Source organism: Gracilibacillus halophilus YIM-C55.5, assembly GCF_000359605.1.
GTDB lineage: Bacteria > Bacillota > Bacilli > Bacillales > Amphibacillaceae > Gracilibacillus > Gracilibacillus halophilus.
This window is the reverse complement of the sequence record NZ_APML01000097.1, coordinates 1-1,829: the sequence shown is the minus strand read 5'-3', so window position 1 is coordinate 1,829 and position 1,829 is coordinate 1. Positions and strand designations below refer to the sequence as shown.

Genomic DNA, 1,829 nt, shown 5'->3' with positions numbered 1-1,829 from the left:
AAAATGCCCCATATTATAAGTTTTGAATTCAATTAAATTACTAACAGTTTAGGCATGTCTTGCTCTAGTTTTAAGTATTTAAATATATCCCCAATAATTTTTTGTCCACTTCCTTCATCGTATTATCCGACATAACTCCAGTGATTTTATTAAGGTATTTTTGTTTTTTTCCTTTTTCACTTTTATATATTGTTACTTGACCCACTATTTCACCTCCACTTTAATTTAAATCCATTAAATTAGATTTATTTGCCTAGAGAAAAGCCTCATATTTTTTACTAAATCTGCCCTTTACTTCAACAAAGGAAAGCGAATACCTTTGCTAAGTATTCGTCCTCAATTAGTGAGTCAGTGTATCCATTAAATTGTAGAAGTATTTTGGGTCACCCGTATTAAAGTAGTTATACCAAGACTCAAGGGTATTTTCAGAATAGACATCTATCTTAGCTAATATAATTCTAGCGAAAAGCAACCCACCCGCTGAACTAGCTGTTATCAAGTTATTGTCAGAAACTGCCTTAACATTTCTATAATATGCTTCTCCCTTATAGTTCGGACATATCATCTTAAGATACTCAAGACTGTTGCTAGTGTGTATACGCTCGTCAAATACACCAGATGCGGCAAGTGCAGTTGTAGCACCGCAAATTGCAGCAACAGTTGCACCACATTCTAACAATTCAGTTGCCTTTTCTATAATTGGTTTGTGCCTTGGGTCATCCCAAGTATCTGCTCCAGGCAACAATAAAACGGTTGAAGGAGATAAAATGATTTCATCGGTAGTTATCTCAGGTATAACTTTCATACCTCCCTTTGTTACAATTGATTCCTTTGTAGCTCCCACGGTCTTAACAGAAACTTTATCACTCTGTTTTTTAAAGTATTGACCCGAATTTAGCTCTGCCGTTACATACCCAATCTCCCAGTCTGCTAATGTGTCTAGTACATAACTGTAGACATTAATCATATTATCCCTCCAAAAATAATTACTCTTATTCCACTACGCTCCCTTTAGCTCAAAATCTCTAATCCAATAACAAAGAAAAGTCAATTATTGATTGCTTGGTTGAACTCTAGCCACTTTTTTGTTGAAAAGATTATCGTGTAAACCACCAAATAAAAAATAAAATTACTGCTACTATAAACCAAATAAATGCAATAACATACTTTCTTTCAGTCTCCTTCTTTCCAGCATTAGCAGCAAATACACCACTAATTAAAGCAATAGCTATTGCAAACCAAGTCCAAAAAGTCATACATTCCTCCCCCTTCTTAAAATTATTTATTGTGCTATCCTGCCCTTTAGCACAATAGGAGTTACTGCATCGACAACTCCTTATTCTATATTCGCCATCCGTTCATTTAATAACCGTTTTCCCAGTTGCTTTGATTGTAAAGAGTGATAATAAGATTTATTAGAAAACCAAGGATTAAGAATACAAGCAATAGCATAGGATTAGCATCTTTCCACAAGAGTTTTACAATTAAGAATGCAATGATTGACCCAAATACTGCCCCTAACCATAATTTAAATTGCAATTTCCTTTTTTTATCTTCCATCTATACCACCACCCTGGTTCTTCAATCGCTCACAATAGTTTAAGTAATATACTTCGCAAAACTAGAATTAAGTTCTTAATCAACTATTAACCCTCTCGTCATACACTCATTTTCTTTAAAGCTAAATTGTTTATAAAAATCATGTGCATCTTTAGTTGCTAAAGCAAAACAAGTATATTTTATTTTAGGATGTTCTAAAATACATTCCATCAACCAGTAACCCAACCTGTTTCTTCGATAATTTTCGTCAATTACAACATCTAAAAGCC

The 1,829-nt window shown here is 33.7% G+C and carries 5 protein-coding genes; all 5 read right to left on the bottom strand.

Going from position 1 to position 1,829, the window contains the following annotated elements:
* Positions 1–70: 70 nt before the first annotated feature.
* Positions 71–205 carry a hypothetical protein gene (locus J416_RS16480; RefSeq protein WP_276116693.1) on the bottom strand — a complete coding sequence of 45 codons (135 nt, stop codon included), beginning with the start codon at positions 203–205 and terminating at the stop codon, positions 71–73.
* A gap of 135 nt (positions 206–340) precedes the next feature.
* Complete coding sequence (locus J416_RS14830) at positions 341–967, bottom strand: type 1 glutamine amidotransferase family protein (protein ID WP_003475336.1); 627 nt, start codon at positions 965–967, stop codon at positions 341–343.
* Positions 968–1,097: 130 nt separating this feature from the next.
* Positions 1,098–1,256 carry a hypothetical protein gene (locus J416_RS15880; RefSeq protein ID WP_156809607.1) on the bottom strand — a complete coding sequence of 53 codons (159 nt, stop codon included), beginning with the start codon at positions 1,254–1,256 and terminating at the stop codon, positions 1,098–1,100.
* 106 nt (positions 1,257–1,362) lie between these two features.
* The gene (locus J416_RS14825) at positions 1,363–1,560 is read right to left on the bottom strand and encodes a hypothetical protein (RefSeq protein WP_003475334.1); all 198 of its coding nucleotides are present in this window, start codon (positions 1,558–1,560) and stop codon (positions 1,363–1,365) included.
* Between the two features lie 75 nt (positions 1,561–1,635).
* Positions 1,636–1,829: GNAT family N-acetyltransferase (locus J416_RS16075; protein ID WP_003475332.1), on the bottom strand; the 194-nt coding region annotated here is incomplete at its 5' end.